A 25,461-nucleotide genomic window follows, 5' to 3' on the forward strand; every position below is an offset into this window, starting at 1 on the left:
ATTTATTTTTCGAACCACATAGGATCTTCTATAGTTACTTCCGTAGGTATGTTTATGTTAGCTGCAGCTTCATTGCTAGAATATGTATATCTTCTAATTACATCTGTTGCACCAGAAAGGTTTGGAATATCGAAATCTACCGACTTGGTTCTTTTCCATAAGTTCCACGCTTCTATACCATTACCAAATAAAGAGATATAATGCTGGTCGTTTATATAATCTAGTGCTTCATCTGTTGTTAGTGTAGATAAATCTGGTAAGCTTGCTATATACGTATCTTTATCTGTTTGAGCAATCTCCCCCAAGGAACCATCATAATAATCTAAAGACAACGTAACACCTTCAATAAACCATGTGTTAGCTTGAGCTAAACCTCCTGAAATGTATCCATTTGCAGCAGCATCTGCCAATAAAAAATAGGTTTCTGATGCTGTTGAGTACCTGTCGGGTGTATCTGCTTGAACATTATCTACATTAATTTTTGAAATATATGCAACACCTGTATACCCTTGAATTATTCCTGCATACACACCATTGATATTCAGATCAAAATAGGTTGCTCTACGAGGATCATCTAAATCGTTCATAAGGTCTACAAGTGGCTTTCCTGCATACCATAAATTAATGTTTCCACCCCAATAATTATTTATGAAAGTATATTTAGGATTTTCATTACCAATTTCAGAACTGTATTGTAATTTAGCTTCCTGTTCGTTAGTTAGAATTAACGCGCTGTTTGCTACTTCTTGAAGCCTATCAGAAACTTCTGTAGGTTTTATATTTGCCATAAACATGAGCATTTTTAACTTAATAGAGTTTGCCCAACGAATCCATGCTTCTTTATCGCCTTCAAAAATTAAATCATCAACAATATCAGAGTCTACATCTTGTTCTAAAATGGCAATAGCTTCATCCATTAAAGTTACAATTCCTTCCATTACCGTTTCTTGAGAATCAAACTCTGGATATGGATATTCTGCAGGATTTCCTGCTTGGGTAAATGGAACTTCTCCCCAGACTTGCGTGATGTTAGAATAAATAAACCCCTCTAATATTTTTGCTTGAGCAGTAATATATACATCATCTGGGTAATCTGTTTCAACTAATAATTCTACTAAAGATAAATTTTTTAAACAGGTTGTATACCAATTTGTCCATGCATTATTTACTGAAGGAACTCCAAGTGTATATCTACTTCTGCTAAGCCAGGTACCGCCACTACCGGCCCATTGTTGCGCATGCATATTAGAACCTGCAAATTCAATAACTCTTTGCGAAGACATATTTACAATTACCTCAGGAAATAAAAGATAAGGTGGTACTGATGTTACTGCTAATGGATCTTCATTAATATCTGTTATATCATCAGTACATCCGTTTAAGCTGAATGTAATTATCGATAATAAAAATAAATACTTTGCTTTTATGATTGTATTCTTCATCTTTTTCTTATTTAAAATTTAACGTTTACACCAAACCCAATACTACTTGTTGAAGGCAAACCATTATATTCTATACCTCCTCCATTACTACTTGAGCCAAACAAATTTGTTTCTGGATCAATATGAGGAATACTCGTATTAAAAAGAGCTAAATTTCTTCCTTGTAGACTAAATCTTAAAGCATTAAAAGGTATCTTTTCTAACTGTTTTTTATTCAATGAATAAGATAAAGCTATCTCTCTCCATTTTATATAAGTAGCATCAAACGTATTACTTTCATGAATCCTAGCGGCAGAATAGTTAGACCAATAACTTTGAACGCTTGGTATTGGTGTTGTGTTTTCAGAGTAAGTACCATCTCCGTTATCAACAAAGGTATTTGGATCTACAAAAAGTGTTTCTCTATCTACAGCCGTTTCTGCAGCCAAACCGCTGGTTCTTAAATTAGATACTGTTTGCGAATACAAAACACCGCCTTCTTTCCAATCAAAAGTTGTGGAGAGCCTCCACCCTTTATAACTAAATACAGAAGTAAGCCCCATTGTGAAGTCTGGCATTATATCACCTAAGCGTTCTGTATTACCTTCATAACGTAAACCCGTACTACCTACTAATATCTGATCTTCGATAGTATTACCATTTTCATCTACAGCTCTAGCAAATCGATTTCCATATAGACCAATACTTTCTCCTTGTCCGGCAGCTACTGTTAAACCATTATAGGTACTTGCCATAGTATATGTATCTAAATCCCCTAAATCTTCAATAATGGTTTCATTGGTTGTGAAATTGTAATTTAAGTCCCATTTAAACCCTTTAGCTCTAATTAATTTTATTCCTAATTGTAATTCAAAACCTGTGTTTGATATTTCTCCTAAATTAGTCCATGCTGAACTATATCCTGTTGAAGCGGGAGTAGATAATGCTATAATTTGATCAGTAGTACTCGTCTTATAATACGTTGCATCTAATGTTAATCTGTTTTTAAAAAACCCCAATTCAACACCTATTTCTTTACTTAATTGATTTTCTGGTTTTAAAGTTGCATTTGGCAGTGAATTTGGACCAGAAAAAGCAAGCTGACCATCAAAAGGGAATGTTCCACTTGTACTAAATTGTCCGTACCAACTTGATTGAGGATAATACAAATAATCTAATTGATATGCGCTTGTATCACCTCCTACATTTGCCCAATTCCCTCTTAATTTACCATAACTTAAAATATTGCTGTCAATTTTAAAGGCATCAGTAAAAACAAAACTTAAAGCTACAGATGGATAGAAATAACTATTAGCACCTTCTGGTAATGTAGAAGACCAATCGTTTCTTGCGGTTGCATTTAAGCTAAGCCATTTTTTATAAGTCATTGTAAAATCTCCAAAAGCTCCAAAAATGCGTGTTTGAGAATAATTGTTAAAAGGAACATTACTTTCTACATTACCTGGATCAAAAAGCTCAGGGATGGTAAGAGTTGTACCAATATTACCAATAACATCAGTGGTTTGTTGATTCCATTGTACACCTCCTCTTAAAGTAACATCAAAATCTTCAAAAGAATTATCATAAGTTGCTAAATAATCTAGAGTTACTTCATTTCTACTAGTCGTAGATTGTCTGTAATTACCATCAAGAAGCCCTATAGTTCCTTTGTGATTATTTCTAAAATATTTTGTATTGTAAGTATCATACCCCACTCTTCCTAACATAGAAAAATGATCTATAGGCTTATAAGTAAAAGCAACGTTCCCAAAAAATCTTTCGGTATCAGCTGTTCTTTGATTTTCATTAACAATCCAATACGGGTTATTGGTTCCATCAGCATCAACAGGAGCTAGCTGTGTTACACCATCGTCGGCTACCCATGGCTTAAAAACATCTAAATTAGTAACTCTTGGTAAAGTATTTATAATACTTGTTAATACATTAGGGTCATTTGCTCCTGTTGCCACTGCACCTTCTATAGCTGTATTAATATAATTTACGCTGAATTCAGAACTCAACTTATCGGAGAATTCAGAACCTGATTTAAGTCCTAAATTCAATCTATCAAGAGACGATCCTGGTAAAATTCCTTCTTTCGAACTATAAGAAGTACTAACTCTATAATTATTTTTTCCTTCGTTTGAAGTTCCTGAAATTGAAAAACTATGTACCCTAGTTGAACCTAAATCATAAAAATCTTTTTGAAGATCTGGATTCGCTTCAAAGGTTTGTAAATTACCGGCATAATCTGTGTACGTTGTTCCGCTTGAAATTGCAGGTCCCCAACCTTTAGAAGCGTTTTGTATATTATCGCCATCAGCCTCATTATAAACTCCTAGACTACCTGGGCCATAACTGTTTTGAAAATCTGGAAGTCGTAGAGGGTTATCAAAACGCATTGTTGAGCTATAAGTAATGGTTGCACCCTTTCCTTTTCCTTTTTTAGTAGTTACCACAATAACACCATTAGATGCTCTTGAACCATATAAAGCAGCAGCAGACGCTCCTTTAAGCACTGTTAGCGTTTCAATATCGTCTGGATTAATATCTTGGGCTCTGTTTCCGTAATTTGCTCCTCCTGATATATCACCGTCAGAACTATTACTATCAGATATAGGAACCCCATCTATTACCCATAAGGGATTATTATCTCCAAATATACGAGTAAGCCCTCTTACTGTTATCTTTGTAGAAGTCCCCACTCCTCCACCTCCGCCGGTAATCTGAACACCAGACAGTTTACCTTGTAATGCTTGAATAGGATCGGTTTCTCTTGCTTCTTCGAAGTCTTCGGCCTTTACTGTACTCACAGCATATCCTAATGTTTTTTCAGCACGTTCTATCCCCATGGCAGTCACCACAACCTCATTAAGGGCTTCTGCATCTTCATATAACGTAACGTCTATTTTTGTAGACATACCAATAGTTTTTTCTTGATCTCCCATACCTAAATAAGAATACACGAGAACTTGCCCTTGATTTGCCTTAATAGAATAATTACCATCAAAATCTGTTTGTACACCTGTCCGAGTACCTTTTATCATAACCGTTACTCCTGCAACAGGAATATTGGATTCGTCTATCACCTTACCCGTAATATGATTTTCTTGCGAATATATATACTGAATACATCCGAATTGAATCGTAATAAAGAAGATTAATAATTTGAAGATTTTTGTTTTCATACACAGTTGTTTTTATTATAAAATCACCTTAAATATGATCACATTAGAATTTAACTTTTCGTTAAACAACATTATGAGAATATTAACAGATGAAGTATAAAACAACTAAAAAACCTTTAAACACGGGGGTTTTAAAGGTGTACACTTATACTACACTAAGACTTGCAGCAAAATTTTTGTGAGAAATAAAATAAAAGGGCAGTAAATTGTTAAATTATTTATTTTATGCAGACAATCTATAAAAATTGACACCTTATAAAATCAATACATATGTTAAAAGCGTATGAAATATTAAAAGGCAAAGACAAATTAAGACCGTTATATTATATACTTTTTATCCAAGTATAAATATTTTCGTCTTCTGGTATATTAAGTTTTTTACGCAACCTGTATTTTTTGGTTTGCACTGTTCTTGGCTGAATATTTGTGAAGCATGCAATATCTTTTGATGAAAAATTAAGCCAAATCATAGCGCATAAAGTTAATTCTGTATTCACCAATTTAGGATTTACCTTTAATAAGTTTGCACAAACGTGGGGATAAACTTCTTGAAAACGGATAAGAAAAGACGGATCGTTAGTTTTAGCCAACCCGACAACTTCTTCAAAGGCTTCATTTAATTGCTGTTTTAATTTTTCGCTTTCAAGCTGTTTTTGCTTTAATAATCTTTCTTTTTCTTCAACAATTCTAAGTCGTTTTTTTCTGTAGTAATACACAATTACAAGTACTGAACCCACAAATAAGAATACCACAGTAACAATAAGCACACTATATTTTTTTTCTTGCTGCTTATAGCCACTTTCTTGCTCGGTTAAGAAGTTACTAATTACACTCCCAATATTTTTATTATAACGTAGGTTTAAGCTATCTGTTAAAACACTATATTTTAGTAAATATTCATGAGATCGATCTTCATCTTCTAATTGAGAGTAGGTTTCTGAAATTAATTTATAAGCCAACTGAACATTATCTAAAACTCTAACACTTCTAGAAATCTCTATAGACTTTTCATACAGACATATTGCCTCTTCGTAGTTTCCGATGGCTTTATTATAATTGGCTTCGGCTTGCAATACTATAGATTTATGATATTCTGAAATATTACGCACTTGCATTAACCTTTTACTCTTATTTAAGTAGGCTCTTGCAGAATCTATATTTTTATCTTTCTTTAAATAATAATTTGCAACAACCGCGTACTTAAACGGGTTTTTCCTGATTTTAATAGCCTTGTGAAGATAAACTAATGTTGAATCTAATTTATAAGGCGTATTTGTAAAGGCATCTGCTTTATTGATGTATAGAAAAGACAATAAGTAATCGTAATCGGGAAGTAATTTTTTACAGAGATTAATACTCTCATTATAATACTCTATAGATTTATTATTGATTTTTAAAGCAGCATAATTTCTTGCATAGTTAGCCAAAACCCTAACTTTTAAATCAAGATTTTCATTTTCATCTATTAAGTTATCTGCTAAATCTAAATACCGTAAACTTTCTAAATGTTCACCAAATGTGCATAAAATATTTGCGATACGTATATACGTAACTGAGACAGTATAGACATCGTTATTTTTTTTGGCACTTTCTACAATATCAATATTTAAAAGTAGAGCTTCTTCAAAAAGTCCTTTTTTAATTAAAGAGTTTTCTTCTTTTATCCAATCTTGATAATTTGTTTTTTGCTCTTGCAAATTCCCGTAAGTAGAGGAAACAACCAAAAAAAATAATATAGTAATATATAGGCCTCTCATTTATACAATAACTCCAATCATTAAAAAAAAGTATGATACAGAGTAAAAATACTTACTTTGCAACATACTTTTTTATACAAAAAAATAATTATTTAGTCTTTTTATGAGATTACTCTATAAATTACACCTTTTAATTTCCTTTTCCCAATAATTCTATCCACTGGTCCGCATAACCAATGTTTCTAACCCCATTTGAATGTCCTTTTTTGCCTTCTGGAACAGGAAGACTAAACGGATAAATATGATCTTCTGGAATCTGCATAGCTTTATAAGATGCGTCTATAACTTTAGCCATTGGCTCGGTTACATGATAGGTTCCATACCATAAATTAGAAGGAGTCACACTTTCGTTAGAATACCATCCTGCGATTTTCTTTTTGGCAGAATAATCCCATCCACCAGAAAAATCTATTACTCTAGCCACAAGATGTTCTTTTGCTATAAAAGCAGCCATTCCACCACCTTGAGATTGTCCTGAAACTGCAATTTCGCTCCATTTTAGCTTACCGTTTTCTAAATACTTTTCCCAATGTCCGTTCTTATCTTCTTCTGAAAGATAGATTAGTAATTTCGTTAATCTGTTTACTATAGCATCGTGAGCTTGATCTTCTATAAGTGGAAAATCGTTAGTACCATAAATACGCATCGTCCTAAAATCACTGGTGCATTTAGAATTTTTCTCTAAATTTTTGCCTTTACAAATTTGAGCTACTGCTGGTGTGTTTATATAAGACAGGTTAATAACTTGATAACCTTGATGCACTGCGACAGAAAACAAGCTCTTAGGTCCTCTAGTTGCTATGCCGTTTGTACCTGGTAAAAACAACAAAAGCTTTCCTTGCTCTGCAGCTTGATTATAAACAACTAAATGAGGAGTATTAGCCTCTTTAATTCTAGAGTCCGTTTTAGCCGGTTCTATATTTAAAACAGTATATCCATTAGGAAATTGATATTCTGACTGAGCGAAATTTTGATTGTGAAAGCACACAATAAGCATTAATAAAAGAAGCTTTTTTACCATAATATGTTTACTTGATTTTTAAAAAATAAATTTGAAAAACAGGAATCTAAATCTTTAAAAATAGCTAGCAGGCAAAACCAATGTTTAATCTGCTTGTATCTTTTTATTCCTGTTAAAACAACTAAAAATTAATTAAAACTAGACATTTTTAACGTGCACACTTATACTACAGCCTATGTAAACGCATGACTTTTATGAGAAATGAAATAAAACGACATTAAAATCCGTTTATCCCTATTTTTTACAGAATATTTTAAGCAACATAATAACAGTTAAAATTAGCAATATCTCTAATACAACAGTTAAATTGTAATTAAAAACGGGTTATTATAAACGTTACACAAATAATAAGCATCTAATATTCGCAAAAAGCTTAACTCCAAACCGCCATAATTCGTATATAGTTATGGTCATTTAAAAGTCATCATTAAATTTTTAAGACACCACATTTTGAGCTTCACCATTTATATAGGTTTCAACATTATTTACAGCAATCTGCAAACAACGACGTCTAGCCTCTAACGGTGCCCAAGCAATATGGGGTGTAATGATACAGTTTTTAGCTCCTAATAGTGGGTTTTCCGAAACGATAGGTTCTTCCGAAACCACATCAACTGCTGCTCCTGCAATTTTTTCAGACTCGAGTGCTTCTGCTAAATCGGCTTCCTCAACCAATCCGCCACGAGAGGTGTTTATTAAAAATGCGCTAGACTTCATTTTAGAAAGGGTTTCAGCATTAATAATTCCTGCAGTATCGGGAGTCATCGGGCAATGTAAGCTTACAAAATCTGAAGCTTGCAACAGTTCATCTAAAGATACAAAACGACAGCTTTCTGTGTCATATTCAGGATACACCGTTCTATTATATACCAAAACATTTAAACCAAACGCCTGAGCTAGGGCTGCTGCAGCTTTTCCTATTTGTCCGAAACCAATAATTCCTATGGTTTTGCCCTCCAATTCAATAAGCGGACTATTCCAAAAACAAAAGTCTTTAGAGTTCTCCCATTGTCCAGATTGTACTGCAGCATTATGGTCGCCTACATGGTGACATAATTCCAACACCAACGCCATAGTAAATTGGGCTACCGAAGCTGTACTATAGGCCGGTACATTTGTTACCGTTACACCTTGTTCTTTTGCTGCATCTACATCTATAATATTATAACCCGTAGCCGTAACGCCTATATATTTTAAATTTGGTAACTGCGTTAACATCGCTTTTTGTAATGGAATTTTATTTGTAATAACAGCATCTGCATCTCCTATTGCATCGCGTATTGAGGCTTCATCAGACTTTATACGTTCGTGAATAGTAACATCTACCAAATCTTTTAAAGCGTCCCAACTTAAATCTCCAGGATTTAAAGTATAACCATCTAATACAACTAGTTTCATTTTATTCTAAATTTTATATGATTCTTATGTTCTTTAATTCAATATTACATGCTTTTAAAAATGATAAAATGCATTTTCTAAGTGTTCCAACTCAAATTTAGTTTTGGTTTTTACTATTGCGATAATATCAAAACGGACTTCTAAATCTAGATTATTGCTTGTAATATAAGCATCAACAGCGGTAACCAATCTCTGAATTTGTTTGGGTTTTACAAAATCCTGCGGGTCTCCAAAGAACGAAGACGAACGTGTTTTAACTTCTACCACAGCAAGCATATCGTCTTTCTGAGCTAAAATATCGACCTCAGCTTTTTGATATCGGTAATTGCGTTCTAAAATCTGATAGCCTGTATTCTGCAGAAAATCGACAGCCATATCTTCACCTAATTCACCAAGTTCATTATGTTTCGCCATGATTTAAAAATCTTAATACATTTCAATTTACAAGTTAATCATTAATCTTTTTTTAAAAGACTAACCGTTCTCAAATCTTAATTCTCAATTAAAAAAGCACAATAGTCTCAAGACGACTTTATGCTATTTTTAATAAACGAAACAAGCTCAAATCCGTATATTTGAGTTGTATAATGAACATAAAAATGAAGAAATTAATCTTAATCTTAACAGTCTTGATTACTAGCAATTTATCGACAGCTCAAAACGTAATGAACCCAGAACTCCTTTGGAGTGTAAAACGTATTAGCGTCATGGGGCTTTCGCAAGATGGCGCACAACTTTTTTACAGCGTAAAAATTCCAAACATTGAAAACAACAATTACGACACCTCATACTTTAAAATTCCTGTTGATGGTGGTAAAGCTGTAGAAATTAAAAAAGAAGATGTTTCAGTGTCAGACAAAAACATTTCGCCTGACGGTGCTTACAAACTCTTCCATAAGTCGGTGCATTTAGAAGATATTAAAGCGACAGACATCTACAAAAACTTGGATAAAGCAGATGCTTTTGTGTTTACCGATTTAGATAATCGCCATTGGGATACGTGGAGCGATGGCTCTTACGAACATGTATTTTACAAAAAAGCGGATGCCGATGATGAGTCTGCTACAGACATTATGCCTAACGAACCTTACTACACACCGCAACGTCCGTTTGGCGGAGACGAAGACTATATTTGGTCGCCAGACAGTAAAAGCATTTACTATGTGAGTAAAAAATTAAAAGGAAAAGCCTACGCGACGAGTACCAATACCGATATCTACAAATACGATATTGCGACTAAAACCACGACTAATATTACTGAAGATAATAAAGGTTACGACACCAATCCTGCATTTTCTAGCAAAGGTGCTTTAGCTTGGACGCAAATGAAAACCGATGGTTACGAAAGTGATAAAAATGATATTGTTGTACTAGAAAACGGCATCAAACAAAATCTAACGCAGCAATGGGATGGAACGGTTAATAATTTTACTTGGAGTAAAGATGGAAAGCATGTGTTTTTTACAGCGGCTGTAGATGGAACCATTCAGCTATTTGTAGTAAACTATCCAGGTAAAAAACGCATTGCTCCAGTAGTGAAACAATTATCTGAAGGCCAATTTGATGTTAGAGGTATTGTTGCTGAACTAGATGATAAGTTAATTGTAACGCGTGGCGATATGAATCAGGCGAGTGAAATTTATGCCTTTACTTTTAAAGACAAATCTTTTAAACAACTCACCACTGTTAACGATGAATTTTATAGCACATTAGATTTACCTAAGGTTGAAAAACGTTATGTTACCACTACCGATAATAAACAAATGTTAGTGTGGGTTATTTTACCGCCTAATTTCGATGCAACCAAAAAATATCCAACTTTACTTTATGCACAAGGTGGACCACAATCGCCTTTATCTCAATTTTATTCGTACCGATGGAATTTTCAACTTATGGCGTCTCAAGGCTATATTATTGTAGCACCTAACCGTCGTGGAATGCCAGGACATGGTGTTGAGTGGAATGAAGCTATTAGTAAAGATTGGGGTGGCCAAGTGATGGACGATTACCTATCTGCTATAGATGATGTTGCCAAAGAACCGTATGTAGATAATGACAGATTAGGAGCTATTGGCGCGAGTTACGGTGGATATTCTGTATTTTATTTAGCGGGAATTCACAACAAGCGTTTTAAATCTTTAATTGCTCATGATGGTGTTTTCGATACCAGAACTATGGCTGGAACCACTGAAGAATTATTCTTTGTAAATCATGATTTTGGTGGTCATTATTGGGACAAATCTAATGCTACTGCTCAAAAAGCTTTTAATGAATTTAATCCGGTAACTCATGTTGACAAATGGGACACACCAATATTAATTATTCAAGGCGGAAAAGATTATCGTGTACCTATCGAGCAAGGTTTAGCAGCATTCCAAGCAGCACAATTACGAGGAATAAAAAGTAAATTATTGTATTTACCTGACGAAAATCACTGGGTATTACAACCTCAAAATGCTTTAGTTTGGCAACACGAATTTTTTAAATGGCTGAAAGAGACCTTATAAAACGCTTTTACGTTAACCCAATCTTGATACTATTTTTATATTACATCACGATTTAAATGAAATAAGTAAAAGACATAAAACAAGATAAATGTATGGGTGGTACAGTTCAAATAAAATGTCCGAATTGCGGAATATACAATACCAATGCAGACCATTGTTCGAACTGTGGCACCTTATTATCTTATAAAAAACGACGCGAACTCGCTCATAAAGCACAAGAAGAAAAGCGAAAGGAACGTCAGGCGGCCCAAAAAGCAGCATCACCATCTTGGATAGAATCTGGGAAAAACAGTAAATATTTAGTCGTACGCCTTGGCGCTCAATTTTTTAATGGTATCGTGGTGGTGGTTATGGCCATTGGTGCCTTTTTTGCTTGGCTATTCACCTTTTTAGCTGCATGAGGATTGTAAAACAGCCGTTATTTTTATTAGCACTAGCAATTGCTAGTTTTATTTACTTTGCCAATATTTTCCAGTTACAACTTCCCGATTGGATTAGTTTTTATGTGAACGATGCGTTATGCATGCCCATAGTGTTATCATTCTGCTTATTAGGCGTTCGTGTGATTAAGAAAAATTCCGAATTGTATTTACCAGTATTTCCTATACTGTTACTAACCGTGTTTTATGCCGTATTTTTTGAATACTACTTACCAAATTGGAATCCAAGATACACAGCAGATTTGATTGATGTTGGGCTTTACGCTTTAGGTAGTTTGGTGTTTTATAGGTTTCAGAAGAGATTGTATTAAATGAAACAATTATTTAATTTGAAAATGTAGCAATTTGAAGATTTAAAAACACAGTATAACCAAGACTCATTTAATATTTTGCCAAATATTCAATAACTTCATCTTGATTAAAATACCAAATATCAATATTCAACTCTTTTGCAATATCAATTGATTGCTTAAGCGTGCTCTTACTAATTCTTTCTTCACATTTAGGTGCTGTATCAATAATCAACATACCAATCCCAATTAATTTACCAAACTTAATTTTTGTTTCTTCATATTGCGCTTTTAGTTTAAATAAATCATTTTTAATCTCACTAAAAACAAGTCTATTATAATGACGTTCTGAAGCTTTTATTTCTAGAGAATAAAGCGTTTTTTTTAAAGTATTTTTGAAATTTCTTCTTCTCCAGTCAGAATTTATAGATTTTTCATAGACACTTATATCCGGTATAATCTCCAAATCTATGGATTGAAATTTAATGTTTTTTTTGCGAATTCTTTCTTGGAGAAATTCAGTTTGACAATTCTCAATACACGTTTTTACATTCATTCCTATTTGTGAAATAGGGACCTTCCCTTTTGTTCTTAAAATCGAATAAACCATAGCTTGATAATGCAGTTCCGAACCTAAGACAGTCCGACACTCATTAACAATTGTAGAGTAAGAATTATGAATTGAATTTTGTATTTCTATCTTAGATGTCATATTCCATTCTACAAGTCAATACTGTTTATAATCGATATAAAATTCTAATTTTATAGAAAACCTACCAAAATTCCTACTCCTTAAACACTAAAGTCGATCCACTTTTTTCAACCTTCAATGTCACTGTACTACCAAAAATTAAAGCACGATTATCTTTTTCGTGTCCTGCAGGCATATTAAACGCCACAGGAAAATCATATTCAGCAACTAATTCTAGTATTATTTCTTCAATAGTTTGACCAAAAGGAGTTGGATTTTTTCTCACTTTACTCATATCTCCCACTAAAATCCCTTTACAATGTTCAAAATAACCTGCTCGTTTTAGACTCTGTAACATACGATCTATATGGTAAGCATATTCTCCTATTTCTTCAATAAAAAGTATTTCTCCAGATGCATCGATACTAGTTTCCGACCCAAGCATCGTGTGTAATAAAGTTAAATTCCCTCCTGTAATTGGAGCAGTAACCATACCTGGTTTATTATAATTGGACCCTTTTAAACTGTAGGATATTTGTTTTCCGAAAATAGCATCTTTAAAAGTAGAAATTGTTTCAGCAATAGTCGTTTCATCATTAGGTAGACTCACACACATCATGGCGTGCATGGACTCATAACCTAAATTATGAATTTGATTATGAATAGCAGTAATATCAGAATACCCAATCACCCATTTTGGCTGTAGCTTAAACTTTGCATAATCTAGCTTATCAATCATACGAACGGTTCCATAACCGCCACGCGCACACCAAATGGCTTTAATTTTCGGGTCGTCTAAAGCCCACTGGAAATCTGCAGCACGCTCATCATCGGTCCCTGCAAAATGTCCGTTTTGATTAAATACATTTGGTCCAACTACCGTTTGTAATCCCCAACTCTTAAACAACTCACGTGCACGTTCTATCACATCATATTTATTTCTTAACACACCAGAAGGAGCTACAATAGCCACAGTATCTCCAGCTTTTAAATACGGAGGTTTTATATACGTTTTAGGCGAATTCATTAAAGATGGAGCTGAAGATTGTTGTGCCATTATCGGACTAATATTTAAACTGAAAACAATAAAAAATAGGGCTAAAAAAATTCTATTAAGAGACATAAAAAGTGCTTTTGGTAAAAATACATTTTTTTTCTAAATGGTTAATGAAATGCGTACTTTTGTGCCTTTAAAACAGAAACGAGACATGTCTAAAAGATATACCATTACAGCAGCGTTACCATACACCAACGGACCAATACACATTGGCCACTTAGCCGGTGTTTACGTACCTGCAGATATTTATGCACGATATTTACGCTTAACAGGAAACGATGTTCTTTTTATTTGCGGAAGTGACGAACACGGCGTACCTATTACTATTAAAGCGAAAAAAGAAGGTGTAACACCACAAGATATTGTAGATAAATATCATGCGATTATTAAAACATCGTTTGAAGATTTTGGTGTCTCTTTTGATAATTACTCGAGAACTTCTGCAAAAATTCATCATGACACGGCTTCAGAATTCTTCACCACTTTATACGATAAAGGAGAATTTACTGAAGAAACTACAGAGCAGTTGTACGACGAAGAAGCGAATCAATTCTTAGCAGACCGTTTTGTAACGGGAACATGCCCAAAATGTGGAAACGAAGAAGCTTATGGCGACCAATGTGAAAAGTGCGGAAGCAGTTTAAACGCTACAGATTTAATTAATCCTAAATCGGCTATCACAGGAAATGTACCGACTTTAAAACAAACCAAACACTGGTTTTTACCTTTAGATAAGCATGAAGACTTTTTAAAAGATTGGATTTTAAAAGGGCACAAAAAAGACTGGAAACCTAATGTTTACGGACAAGTAAAATCTTGGATTGACGATGGATTAAGACCTCGTGCCGTAACCCGCGATTTAGATTGGGGAATTCCTGTGCCTGTAGAAGGTGCCGAGGGAAAAGTATTGTATGTTTGGTTTGATGCACCTATTGGTTACATCTCGTCTACCAAAGAATGGGCGGCTCGCGAAGGAAAAGATTGGGAACCGTATTGGAAAGATAAAGACACCACGTTAGTGCACTTTATCGGGAAAGATAATATTGTGTTTCACTGTATTATTTTCCCTGCTATGCTAAAAGCTGAAGGCTCTTATATTTTACCAGAAAATGTACCTGCTAACGAATTTTTAAACTTAGAGGGTAACAAATTATCGACCTCCAAAAACTGGGCCGTGTGGTTACCAGAATACTTAGAAGATTTTCCTGGACAACAAGATGTATTGCGTTATGCCTTAACAGCAAATGCTCCAGAAACTAAAGATAACGACTTTACTTGGAAAGATTTCCAAGCTAGAAACAACAACGAATTGGTTGCTATTTTCGGAAACTTTATTAACCGCGTAGTGGTTTTAACAAATAAATATTACAACGGTGTTATCCCTACACCTGGTGATTTCTCAGACATAGATGAAGAAACTTTAGCCGCATTAAAAGCATATCCGTCGGTAATTTCAAGTTCTATAGAACGCTACCGTTTCCGTGAAGGAAGTCAGGAGTTAATGAATTTAGCACGTCTTGGAAATAAATATCTAGCAGACGAAGAGCCTTGGAAAAAAATTAAAGTAGATGAAGCTCGTACGCAAACCATCATGTTTGTAGCGCTTCAAATAGCATCAGGTTTAGCAACACTTTGCGAACCATTTTTACCATTTACTTCAGCTAAATTAAAAGGCATTTTAAACCTTTCAGATGAAAATACTTGGGATAGCATTTCAACTAAAGAAGTATTAGTTCCGGCTGGACATCAAATAGGAAAAGCTGAATTACTATTTACTAAAATTGAAGATGATACCATTCAAAATCAATTAGATAAATTAATTGCAAGTAAAAAGGCAAACGAAGCAGCAAACAAAGTTGTTGAACCTCAAAAAGATACCATCACTTTCGACGATTTCTCTAAATTAGATTTACGTGTTGGCACGATTTTAGAAGCAGAGAAAATGCCGAAGGCTAAAAAACTACTGGTTTTAAAAGTAGACACCGGACTAGATGTAAGAACTATTGTTTCTGGAATTGCAGAAAGTTTTAAACCGGAAGATGTTGTTGGTAAACGTGTAACGGTATTGGTAAACTTAGCGCCAAGAGCGTTACGTGGTGTAGATAGCGAAGGCATGATTTTAATGACTGAAACTGCTGAAGGCAAATTGGTTTTCGTTAATCCTGATGAAAAAGGAGTGACAAACGGATTGCAAATTAGTTAGGCGGTTTTCCATATAAACCTTTTAAACTAGAATATTATGATAAAAAAAATAGTGCCATTTTTAATGATTGCCGTTTTAATTGTGAGTTGTAAAACAAATAAAAACGCAGCACTTAATTCAGATAATAGTATGTCTAATTTAGATTGGAATGGTACTTACGTGGGTACAACGCCATGTGCCGATTGCGAAGGTATAAAAACTGTAATTACGCTAAATAACGATTTAACGTTTACTAAGAATACTCAGTATTTAGGAAAATCGACAGATGTTTCTACCGAAAACGGTTCTTTTTCTTGGAATAAAGCAGGGAACACAGTGACTTTAAAAACAGACACGGCGTCTAACGATTATTTTGTTGGAGAACACACACTGACGCATTTAGATTTGAATGGAAAGAAAATCACAGGAGACTTAGCCGACAAATATATTTTAAAACAACAAGGCGCAGATACTTTAAAAGACTTGCCTTGGAAGTTAGTTGAACTTAGAGGTAAAGTTATTGAAAATGCACCTAAGCAGCCTTATTTAATACTAGGCGCAGCAGACAATCGTGTAAGCGGAAACACTAGCTGTAATGGGTTTGGAGGCGAATACGAGTTATTAGAAGGCAACCGTGTAAAATTCTCTAAAATGATGCACACCATGATGGCGTGTCCGAATATGACCATTGAAAATGAATTTATGCAAGTGCTTGAAATGGCAGACAATTATACTCTAGTAAACGGTGTACTAAACTTAAACAAAGGTCGCATGGCGACTATGGCAAAATTTGAAATAGATTACTTTGTAAACTAAACATTTTTTACCAAAAATTATACATTTAAAGACCTCACTAATTATGATTAGTGAGGTCTTTTTATTTTGCTTCACTTTGGACTTATAAATGGCATTATAATTTTCAAAAAACAAAATGTGTTTCAGTCGAAGACCTTATCTTTACAATCTATTTTCAAAATTAAAATATGTCTATTCTAAAATATATTATTTCACAAACTCAACTTCCTGAAACCGGTGTAAAAAACACTTTAAAACTCTTAGAAGACGACTGTACCATTCCGTTTATTTCGCGCTACAGAAAAGAATTAACAGGAAACTTAGACGAAGTACAAATTGCAGATATTGTAAAATATAAAGAAGCTTTCGAAACGTTAGAAAAAAGAAAACTAACCATTTTAAAAGCCCTTGAAGAACAAGACGTTTTAACTCCCGAACTTCAGAAAAAAATTGAATCTACAACAGATTTAATAACGCTAGAAGACATCTATCTCCCCTATAAAAAAAGCAGAAAAACGAAAGCGGAAAAAGCAAGACAATTTGGCTTGGAACCTTTGGCTAAAATTATAATGAGCCAGAATGCAAACGACGTAGAATCTATTGCTTTTAAATATGTAAAAAATGATGTTGCATCAGTGGAAGATGCTCTAGAAGGTGCACGTCATATTATTTCGGAATGGATTAATGAACGCACAGATATTAGAAATAACATCCGCTATCAACTCGACCGTTATGCAACCATTACAACCAAAGTGGTTAAAACAAAAGCAGAAGATGAAAAAGCTCAAAAATTCAGAGATTATTTTGATTGGACCGAAGCACTAAGTCGTATTCCGTCTCATAGATTATTGGCCATTTTAAGAGCAGAAAAGGAAGGGTTTATTCGTGTAAAAATCGCGATTGATGACGATGCAGTTTTAGCAAAAATGGAAAACCGCATCATCCGTTCCCGTAATGCTTGCGCAGATGAAATTACTACAGCTATAAAAGATGCTTACAAACGTTTGTTGTTACCTGCTTTAACCAATGAAGCGCTTCAGAAAGCAAAAGATAAAGCAGACGAATCTGCAATACAGGTTTTTGCAAAGAATTTAAAACAATTATTGCTAGGTTCACCTTTAGGAGAAAAGCGCGTTTTAGCCATCGACCCTGGATTTAGAACTGGTTGTAAAATTGTGTGCTTAGATGCGCAAGGCGATTTAAAATATAACGAAACCATTTATCCGCATCCACCTAAAAATGATGCCACGGGAGCGATAAAAAAAATAAGCACCATGGTTGAAGCCTATAAAATTGAAGCCATTGCTATTGGTAACGGTACGGCTTCTAGAGAGACCGAAACTTTAATTCGCAGAATTCATTTTAAAACCGACATACAAGTATTTGTGGTTAGTGAAGCTGGTGCTTCTATCTATTCGGCTTCAAAAATTGCACGAGACGAATTTCCAAATTACGATGTCACCGTAAGAGGTTCTGTTTCTATTGGTCGTCGCTTACAAGACCCGCTTGCCGAATTGGTTAAAATCGATGCTAAATCTATAGGTGTTGGACAATATCAGCACGATGTGGACCAGTCTAAACTAAAAGGCAGTTTAGATTTAGTGGTCGAAAATTGTGTTAATGCCGTTGGTGTAAACGTAAACACAGCGAGTACATCTTTATTAAGCTATGTATCGGGAATTGGACCAAAACTAGCCGAAAATATTGTGAATTACAGAACTGCACACGGTGCATTTGCGACACGTACGGCCATAAAAAAAGTACCGCGTTTAGGAGATAAAGCCTTCGAACAAGGTGCTGGTTTTTTAAGAATTAAAGATGCTAAGAATCCGTTAGACGATTCTGCAGTACATCCAGAACGTTACGACTTAATAAAACGAATGGCAAAAGATGCTGGTAAAAGCATTTCAGAATTAATCGGAAATTCGACCATCCTTCAAAAGATAAACTTAAACTCCTATTGTTCAGACACTATTGGATTACCTACGTTACAAGATATAATTAAGGAATTAGAAAAACCAGGATTAGATATTAGGCAACAAGCCAAAGTCTTTACGTTTAATCAGGATATTAAAACCATCGCAGATGTTACCGAAGGGCAATTACTTCCAGGAATTGTAAACAACATCACCAATTTTGGGTGTTTTGTAGATATCGGAATTAAAGAAAGTGGTTTGATACATATTTCAAATTTAGCTGATGCTTTTGTGAGTGATGTGAGTGAGCATGTTAGTTTACATCAGCAAATTATTGTTAAAGTGTTAGAAGTAGATGTCGCCCGAAAACGCATTCAACTTAAGCTCCATAAATAGTATGCTAAAGATTGCTTATCATCCCTATTATAATCATCCGCTTAAAAAAGGACATCGGTTTCCTATGGAAAAATATGAACTTTTGCAGTTGCAATTGATGTATGAAGGGACTTGTGCCGAAGAGAATTTCTTTGAACCTGAACTGTTACAAAATCATAAGCAAATTTTAGAAGTTCATGATGCTGAATATTTTTACGATTTATTAAACCTAACACTCAGTCATCAGGCGGCACTTAAAATTGGCTTTTTATTAAGTGAACGCTTAATAGCGCGTGAAATATGTATAGCTTCAGGGACTTTACAAGCTACTGCTTATGCACTTCAATACGGTATTGCCATGAATATTGCCGGAGGCACACATCACGCCTACTCTAGCCACGGCGAAGGCTTTTGCATGTTAAACGACCAAGCTATAGCAGCCAAACATATATTAGACCAAAATATTTCTAAACGGGTACTTATTGTCGATTTAGATGTGCACCAAGGTAACGGCACAGCAGAAATTTTTCAGGACGAGCCACGTGTATTTACCTTCTCAATGCATGGTAAAAATAATTACCCGTTTGAAAAAGAACAAAGCGATTTAGACATTGAACTGGATGACAACACAAACGACGCAACGTATCTAGAGATTTTAAAACAGACCTTACCCAAATTAATAACCGAACAACAACCCGATTTTATATTTTATTTATGTGGTGTAGATGTTATTGCTTCTGACAAATTAGGAAAATTAGGACTCTCTATTGCGGGATGTAAAGCGAGAGATCGATTTGTTTTAGAAACGTGTAAACGCCATGAAATTCCAGTTATGTGTAGTATGGGTGGCGGATATTCTCCAGATATTAAAACCATAATAGAAGCCCATACCAATACATTTAGATTAGCACAAGAACTTTACTTCTAGAAGCAACACAACCTTTTACTAATCAGACTTATAAAACATATTTTTAAATATCTGATGTAAATTTAAAATCAGGATAACATACCATTAAACACAGATTATTTAGTATCAATTTTATAAAAATTAACAGCATATTTTTACTCGCTTTTTTATAATAAAATTGTTATGACAAAACCTAGAATAGCTCTTGTAGTCGGAATAATATGCATTTCTATATTTCCTGTATTAGTGCGTTTAAGTTTAACGCCAGGATTAATCTCTGCATTCTACAGAATGGCCATTGCCTCGGCTATCATTTTGCCTTACGTGTTAATCACTAAACAATTAAAAATTCCCTCAACCAAAATGTTGCTTTTAGCATCCCTTTGTGGAGTCGTTTTTGGTTTAGATGTTGGCGTATGGAACATTGCTATTCAGGAATCTTCTGCAACACAAGCCACCCTATTAACCAATTTATCTCCTGTTTGGGTTGGTATTGGAGCCTTTTTATTTTTAAAAGATAAACCCGTTCGCAATTTTTGGATTGGCACTGTAATCGCTATTATTGGAATGGTGACTTTAGTTGGGTTTCAGTTTTTTATTAATTTAGATTTCGACTTAGCTTTCTTTTTCGCCATATTATCTGGCATGTTATATGCCGTGTATATGTTAACCAGCAAGACGGTTTTAGAAGAGACAGATGTGTTAACGTTTATGACTATTAGTGTGGTGTCTTCTGCCATGGCATTAGGACTTTTAAGCCTAATGATGGGACAACCGTTTAGCGGATTTTCGAACATGGGATGGCTTGTTCTACTTATTCAAGGTCTTATTTGTCAGTTGTTAGCTTGGTTACTTATTAGTTATGCTACGAAACATATGCGAGCTACACGAGTTTCTGTAAGTTTATTAGGGCAAGCCATCTTAGCGTCGATTTTAGCTTGGATTTTCTTGAATGAAACCATTACATTACAAATGATGATTGGAGGAATAATTCTCCTTTTTGGTATTCGTATTACCTTTTACACAAAATATATATCTTTATTTAGAATCTTTAAAAAAGGAAAACATTAAGTGTTTTTATTAAAGACGAAACAGTTTTATCTATAACTTTGTTAAAAACGAAATAATATGTTATCAAAAGTTATAGAAGACGCTCTAAATAAACAAATTAGAGTAGAGGCAGAATCGTCTCAAATATATTTGGCCATGGCCTGTTGGGCCGAAGTAAAAGGTTTAGAAGGTGTATCTAATTTTATGTACAAACAATCTGATGAAGAGCGTGAGCATATGCTAAAACTTGTAAAGTTTGTAAACGAACGCGGAGGACATGCCTTTATTTCTGAATTAAAAGCACCAAACGTAACCTTTAAATCTTTTAAAGAGATGTTTGAAATGTTATTCAAGCATGAGGTGTTTGTTAGCGAAAGCATTAATGAATTGGTACATATCTCTCTAGAACAGCGCGATTATGCTACTCATAATTTCCTACAATGGTATGTTGCAGAGCAGATTGAAGAAGAAGCTATGGCCAGAACCATTTTAGACAAAATTAATTTAATTGGAGACGACAAAGGTGGATTGTATTTATTTGATAGAGATATTGATCAAATTACAGTGAGTACAGCCTCGACAATTAGTCCGGAGTAAACTTTAACAATTAATCTTATTTAGATTAAGTAAAAATAATTATTTTTGGAACCTAAACAACTAACAGACATTAGTTTTGGGCAAGAAAAAAGACAAGAAAGTTAAAAAGAAAGAACTTAAAAAAGCAAAAGCAGTTTTACTAAATGCTGGAGTTAAAGTCTCTAGTAAATGCAAAACTAAATGTTGTGATAAATATTTAAAGTCTGAAAAGAAACGCTGTAGTAAATGTCCGTGTTTCGATTTGCTTCAAAAAGTTGCATAAATATAAAAAGCCTCAAAATTTAAATTTTGAGGCTTTTCTGTTTTTATGTCATTCTGCTATTAAGCCGAATTTCTACTCGCATTAATATTTCCGAATAATGAACGTGTGACTAAGGCTTCATAAATTTTAATTTGCTCCTCGTCTCTAACTTCTGCTTTTTCTAATTCTTGAATCTTTCTTAAAGCAAATTGCTGAATGGTTAACAATGGTAAAACAATAGCTTCTCTAATTTCAATAGACGCTTTACCAGCAGGCTCATCTTCCATTAGTTTTTCATAGCCTGTAAGTTTTAAAAGTAACCCTTTTGTAAGCTCATACTCTGCATGAATAATTCTCCAAAAATCGCCAAACTCAGCATCATCTGCCATGTACTTAGTTAAATCGAAGAACGATTTAGAAAGCGACATCATACTGTTTTCAATTAGCGTTTTAAAGAAACTAGAAGATTTGTAAAGCGCTATAACTTTATCAAACTCTCCGGCTTCATCATATTTCTTTAATGCTGTTCCTACACCAAAGAATCCTGGTACGTTTTGTTTTAATTGGCTCCAAGACCCTACAAAAGGAATGGCTCTTAAATCTTCAAAAACTAAAGCATCAGACTTACCACGTTTAGACGGACGACTACCAATATTTGTTTTAGCATAGTATTTTAACGTACTCATACGCTCTAAATACGGCACAAACATCGGGTGATTTTTAAAGTCGACATATGTTTTTAAACTAATTTCGGCTAAATCATTCATTACAACAGTATTGTCTTCAGACATGGCTGCATTCGTATCGTTTAAACGGTTATAAATTCCCGAACTAATTAATTGTTCTAAGTTATATTGAGACGAATCTAAAGTTCCGAAATTAGAACTAATGGTTTGTCCTTGTATAGTCAATTGCACTTCTTTATCTTCAATTGTAGGTCCTAAAGAAGCATAGAATTGGTGTGTTTTTCCTCCACCACGTGCAGGAGGTCCACCACGACCATCGAAGAATAACACGGTAACATCATATTTTCTAGATATTTCTGTTAAACGTTCTTTCGCTTTAAAGATTGCCCAGTTTGCCATTAGGTATCCTCCATCTTTTGTACCATCAGAGAATCCTAACATTATGGTTTGTCTGTTTCCTCTAGATTTTAAATGCGCACTATAAGCAGGATTTGTATACAATTCCTCCATCACTAAATGGGCATTTTTTAAATCGGTAATCGTTTCAAATAACGGACCAATATCTACCGTTAATTTATCATGGAACGCTACTAATTTCAACATAGCAAACAACTGCATTACGTTTAAAGTGGTTTGGTTGTTACTAATAATATATCTATTTGCAGCTTGTTCACCATTATGATCTTGGATTTGCTTAATCGCAACCATAGAGTTTAAGGTCTTTAATACATCTTCTCCTTCGAAAATTGACATATCTACAGCGCCTTCTACTTTAGATAAAATAGCAACTTGTTCTTCTTGCGATAAACTGTTGTAGTTTGCTGGAAAAATATCACTTCCAGAAGCAATCAATGTATCCACCATATCTGTAAATACCTGATCGTGCGCACGGCTATCTTGTCTGATATCTAAAGCAGCAAAATGGAATCCGAATAATTTTATTTTATTAATAAAACTTTGCACTTCTGTCACGTAAAGTGATTGGTGCTTTTCTATTAATGTTTCTTTAATTAAATGTAATTCCGACTCTAACTCTTGTAAAGAAATAATAGAGTTGTCTTTAACATCTATCATTTGTTTGTATAACTTCTCTTCAATTAAAGAGATACGCTCTTCTACACCTGTAAATGTTAATCTACGTTTTAAACGGCGTGAATCACGATAGTAGTTTTTTATTACAGTTTGCTTTAAACGATCGGCAACTTTTAATGTAATTTCTGGAGTTACGAACGGGTTTCCATCACGGTCTCCTCCTGGCCAGAATCCGATATTTAAAATATCATTATCTATTTCCTTATTATCAAATATATTTTGTTGAATATAATCGTATATAGATCCAAACGAATAATAAAACACATTTTCTAGATACCATATTAAACTAATAGCCTCATCGTAAGGTGTTGGTTTTGTATGCTTATAAAAAGGTGTTTTTCCTAATTGCGCTAACAAATCGTTTATTAACAACAAATCGTTTTCTTGGATGGCCGTTGTTAAATCAGTTATAATTCCTAAAACAGAACCTGGATAGAATTGCGTTGGATGCGCTGTAAGTACAATACGTACTTTAAATTCTTCAAGATATTGTTTTAAGAGTTCTGTTCTATTTTCAGAGCTCGCCGTTTCTTTTAAACTACGCAATGTACCAATACCTTCCATGTTATTTACAACTGGGAAAGCAGCATCTTCAATAGCATCAAATAATACGACTTGTCTTTCTATATATTGAATAAATCTGAATAATAAATTTATTTGACTTTCATCTGAGCGTCTCGCTTGATATTTCTCAAAAAAAGACTCAACAATCGTTGTGGGATTATCTCCATTTTTAAACCCTTTTTCACATGTTTCATGAAAAAGTGGTAATAAAACACCCGTTTTTGTAATCGAGTCAAACGGTAACGTCATGAAAATACTATTGTATATCTGATACTTAGATAATACATTCTGATTAAATCTGGTTAATTTTGGTTGTACAGACATTGTTTTAACTTCTTTATTTTTCATAAAAATACTAAAGGTTAACCGAAAGACTATCATATATTACAAAATTTACGTAATTTTAAGATATACCAACCGTAAGCCTAATTATTATAAATAAACACGACAATTTCAATGTAATTATTTATTAATATTCATTAATTTTTAACAAAAGTTTAAAATATTATGAAAGAAATTGATATATTTTTATATCAGCACCATATAATTATGGCGTAAAGTAGAGTGAAATACTCTTCAATTGAAATTCCTTTTTATTTGTAAAATGCATTTCTAAAAAAAGTTAAAACATGCGCAAGAAAAAATCAAAAATCATATTAGGTATTTGTTGGTTAGCCTTTATAATTTGGGAAATTATAGTAATGAATTGGGCTAATGCACAAGACACGGCTTATATAAGGATAGATTTAGTGATCATTCTACCTGTTTTAATTCTATTTACCATATTTATGCTTTTTAGAATTTTTCGTGATAAAAAAAAGAAAAAGGAAAAAGAAAGAGGACAAACGCTTTAGATTATCCTCTCTTTAGACTATTTAATGTTTTCCCAACATCATAATTTCATTGCAGACCACTTCGGTTACAAATCGTTTTTCCCCGTCTTTAGTATCGTAACTTCTAGAAGTTAACTTGCCTTCTATAGCAACCTCTTTCCCTTTCGTTAAATAATTTTCTATCAATTTAGCGGTTGCTCCCCAAGCGACAACGTTATGCCATTGTGTATCGGTTACCTTTTCGCCAGATTTATTCTTATAACTTTCGTTAGTAGCGATAGAGAATTTTGCTAATGTGCTTCCTGATTCTAAATTAATAATTTCTGGATCGTTTCCTAAATTACCAATCAACTGTACTTTGTTTCTAAGTGTGCTCATAATTATAAATTTTAATGTTAAACAGTTAATACCATCTTAATACTTTAAGACACTGCAAAGATGAATGACAAACCA

General features: G+C 33.9%; 21 protein-coding genes. 11 read left to right on the forward strand and 10 right to left on the reverse strand.

Going from position 1 to position 25,461, the window contains the following annotated elements; translation table 11 throughout:
• Positions 1-2: 2 nt before the first annotated feature.
• The 6 genes from AST99_RS07110 to AST99_RS07135 form a co-directional block, all read right to left on the reverse strand.
• Positions 3-1,442, reverse strand: a complete 1,440-nt coding sequence (locus tag AST99_RS07110) for a SusD/RagB family nutrient-binding outer membrane lipoprotein (protein ID WP_057780707.1) — start codon at positions 1,440-1,442, stop codon at positions 3-5.
• A gap of 11 nt (positions 1,443-1,453) precedes the next feature.
• Positions 1,454-4,609: a SusC/RagA family TonB-linked outer membrane protein gene (locus tag AST99_RS07115; RefSeq protein WP_057780710.1), complete on the reverse strand. Its 3,156-nt coding sequence runs from the start codon at positions 4,607-4,609 to the stop codon at positions 1,454-1,456.
• Positions 4,610-4,932: 323 nt separating this feature from the next.
• The gene (locus AST99_RS07120) at positions 4,933-6,306 is read right to left on the reverse strand and encodes a helix-turn-helix transcriptional regulator (RefSeq protein ID WP_232301596.1); all 1,374 of its coding nucleotides are present in this window, start codon (positions 6,304-6,306) and stop codon (positions 4,933-4,935) included.
• A gap of 190 nt (positions 6,307-6,496) precedes the next feature.
• Positions 6,497-7,387: a BPSS1187 family protein gene (locus AST99_RS07125; RefSeq protein WP_057780716.1), complete on the reverse strand. Its 891-nt coding sequence runs from the start codon at positions 7,385-7,387 to the stop codon at positions 6,497-6,499.
• A 435-nt stretch (positions 7,388-7,822) separates the two neighbouring features.
• Positions 7,823-8,785: a D-2-hydroxyacid dehydrogenase gene (locus AST99_RS07130; protein WP_057780719.1), complete on the reverse strand. Its 963-nt coding sequence runs from the start codon at positions 8,783-8,785 to the stop codon at positions 7,823-7,825.
• Between the two features lie 54 nt (positions 8,786-8,839).
• Positions 8,840-9,199 carry a YraN family protein gene (locus AST99_RS07135; RefSeq protein ID WP_057780722.1) on the reverse strand — a complete coding sequence of 120 codons (360 nt, stop codon included), beginning with the start codon at positions 9,197-9,199 and terminating at the stop codon, positions 8,840-8,842.
• A gap of 185 nt (positions 9,200-9,384) precedes the next feature.
• Here AST99_RS07135 and AST99_RS07140 point away from each other — a divergent pair, with 185 nt between their 5' ends.
• From AST99_RS07140 to AST99_RS07150, 3 genes are all read left to right on the forward strand, one after another.
• A complete protein-coding gene (locus tag AST99_RS07140; protein ID WP_057780725.1) occupies positions 9,385-11,292 on the forward strand; it encodes a S9 family peptidase in 1,908 nt (635 codons plus the stop codon).
• Between the two features lie 92 nt (positions 11,293-11,384).
• The gene (locus AST99_RS07145; RefSeq protein WP_057780728.1) at positions 11,385-11,693 is read left to right on the forward strand and encodes a hypothetical protein; all 309 of its coding nucleotides are present in this window, start codon (positions 11,385-11,387) and stop codon (positions 11,691-11,693) included.
• The gene (locus tag AST99_RS07150) at positions 11,690-12,043 is read left to right on the forward strand and encodes a hypothetical protein (RefSeq protein WP_057780729.1); all 354 of its coding nucleotides are present in this window, start codon (positions 11,690-11,692) and stop codon (positions 12,041-12,043) included. Before AST99_RS07145 ends, AST99_RS07150 begins: the two co-directional genes overlap by 4 nt.
• Positions 12,044-12,113: 70 nt before the next feature.
• Here the strand turns inward: AST99_RS07150 and AST99_RS07155 are convergent, their stop codons facing one another.
• Positions 12,114-12,734 (reverse strand): hypothetical protein, encoded by a 621-nt coding sequence (locus AST99_RS07155; protein ID WP_057780734.1) that lies wholly within the window; start codon positions 12,732-12,734, stop codon positions 12,114-12,116.
• A 73-nt stretch (positions 12,735-12,807) separates the two neighbouring features.
• Positions 12,808-13,836, reverse strand: coding sequence for a S66 peptidase family protein (locus AST99_RS07160; RefSeq protein WP_083495622.1), 1,029 nt, complete (start codon positions 13,834-13,836; stop codon positions 12,808-12,810).
• Between the two features lie 49 nt (positions 13,837-13,885).
• Between AST99_RS07160 and metG the strand changes: the two genes are divergently transcribed.
• The 7 genes from metG to AST99_RS07195 all read left to right on the forward strand — a co-directional run bounded on the left by metG (position 13,886) and on the right by AST99_RS07195 (position 21,854).
• Positions 13,886-15,973 (forward strand): methionine--tRNA ligase, encoded by a 2,088-nt coding sequence (gene metG / locus AST99_RS07165; protein WP_083495624.1) that lies wholly within the window; start codon positions 13,886-13,888, stop codon positions 15,971-15,973.
• A 36-nt stretch (positions 15,974-16,009) separates the two neighbouring features.
• Positions 16,010-16,768, forward strand: coding sequence for a copper resistance protein NlpE N-terminal domain-containing protein (locus tag AST99_RS07170; protein ID WP_057780740.1), 759 nt, complete (start codon positions 16,010-16,012; stop codon positions 16,766-16,768).
• Between the two features lie 167 nt (positions 16,769-16,935).
• A complete protein-coding gene (locus AST99_RS07175) occupies positions 16,936-19,059 on the forward strand; it encodes a Tex family protein (RefSeq protein ID WP_057780743.1) in 2,124 nt (707 codons plus the stop codon).
• A 1-nt stretch (position 19,060) separates the two neighbouring features.
• A complete protein-coding gene (locus AST99_RS07180) occupies positions 19,061-19,966 on the forward strand; it encodes a histone deacetylase family protein (RefSeq protein ID WP_057780746.1) in 906 nt (301 codons plus the stop codon).
• A 162-nt stretch (positions 19,967-20,128) separates the two neighbouring features.
• The gene (locus AST99_RS07185) at positions 20,129-21,016 is read left to right on the forward strand and encodes a DMT family transporter (protein WP_057780749.1); all 888 of its coding nucleotides are present in this window, start codon (positions 20,129-20,131) and stop codon (positions 21,014-21,016) included.
• 57 nt (positions 21,017-21,073) lie between these two features.
• Entirely contained in the window at positions 21,074-21,592 is a 519-nt protein-coding gene (locus AST99_RS07190; protein ID WP_057780752.1) for a ferritin, read from the forward strand.
• Positions 21,593-21,668: 76 nt separating this feature from the next.
• On the forward strand, positions 21,669-21,854 hold the full coding sequence (locus tag AST99_RS07195) for a hypothetical protein (RefSeq protein WP_057780755.1): 186 nt from the start codon (positions 21,669-21,671) through the stop codon (positions 21,852-21,854).
• A 59-nt stretch (positions 21,855-21,913) separates the two neighbouring features.
• On the opposite strand, the gene AST99_RS07200 is transcribed toward AST99_RS07195, so the two are convergent.
• Entirely contained in the window at positions 21,914-24,499 is a 2,586-nt protein-coding gene (locus AST99_RS07200; RefSeq protein ID WP_057780883.1) for a phosphoenolpyruvate carboxylase, read from the reverse strand.
• 305 nt (positions 24,500-24,804) lie between these two features.
• Here AST99_RS07200 and AST99_RS07205 point away from each other — a divergent pair, with 305 nt between their 5' ends.
• The gene (locus AST99_RS07205) at positions 24,805-25,029 is read left to right on the forward strand and encodes a hypothetical protein (protein WP_057780757.1); all 225 of its coding nucleotides are present in this window, start codon (positions 24,805-24,807) and stop codon (positions 25,027-25,029) included.
• Between the two features lie 21 nt (positions 25,030-25,050).
• On the opposite strand, the gene AST99_RS07210 is transcribed toward AST99_RS07205, so the two are convergent.
• Complete coding sequence (locus AST99_RS07210) at positions 25,051-25,386, reverse strand: single-stranded DNA-binding protein (RefSeq protein ID WP_057780760.1); 336 nt, start codon at positions 25,384-25,386, stop codon at positions 25,051-25,053.
• Between the last annotated feature and the right edge of the window lie 75 nt (positions 25,387-25,461).

It is taken from the genome of Formosa algae (assembly GCF_001439665.1).
In the GTDB taxonomy this organism is placed as follows: domain Bacteria; phylum Bacteroidota; class Bacteroidia; order Flavobacteriales; family Flavobacteriaceae; genus Formosa; species Formosa algae.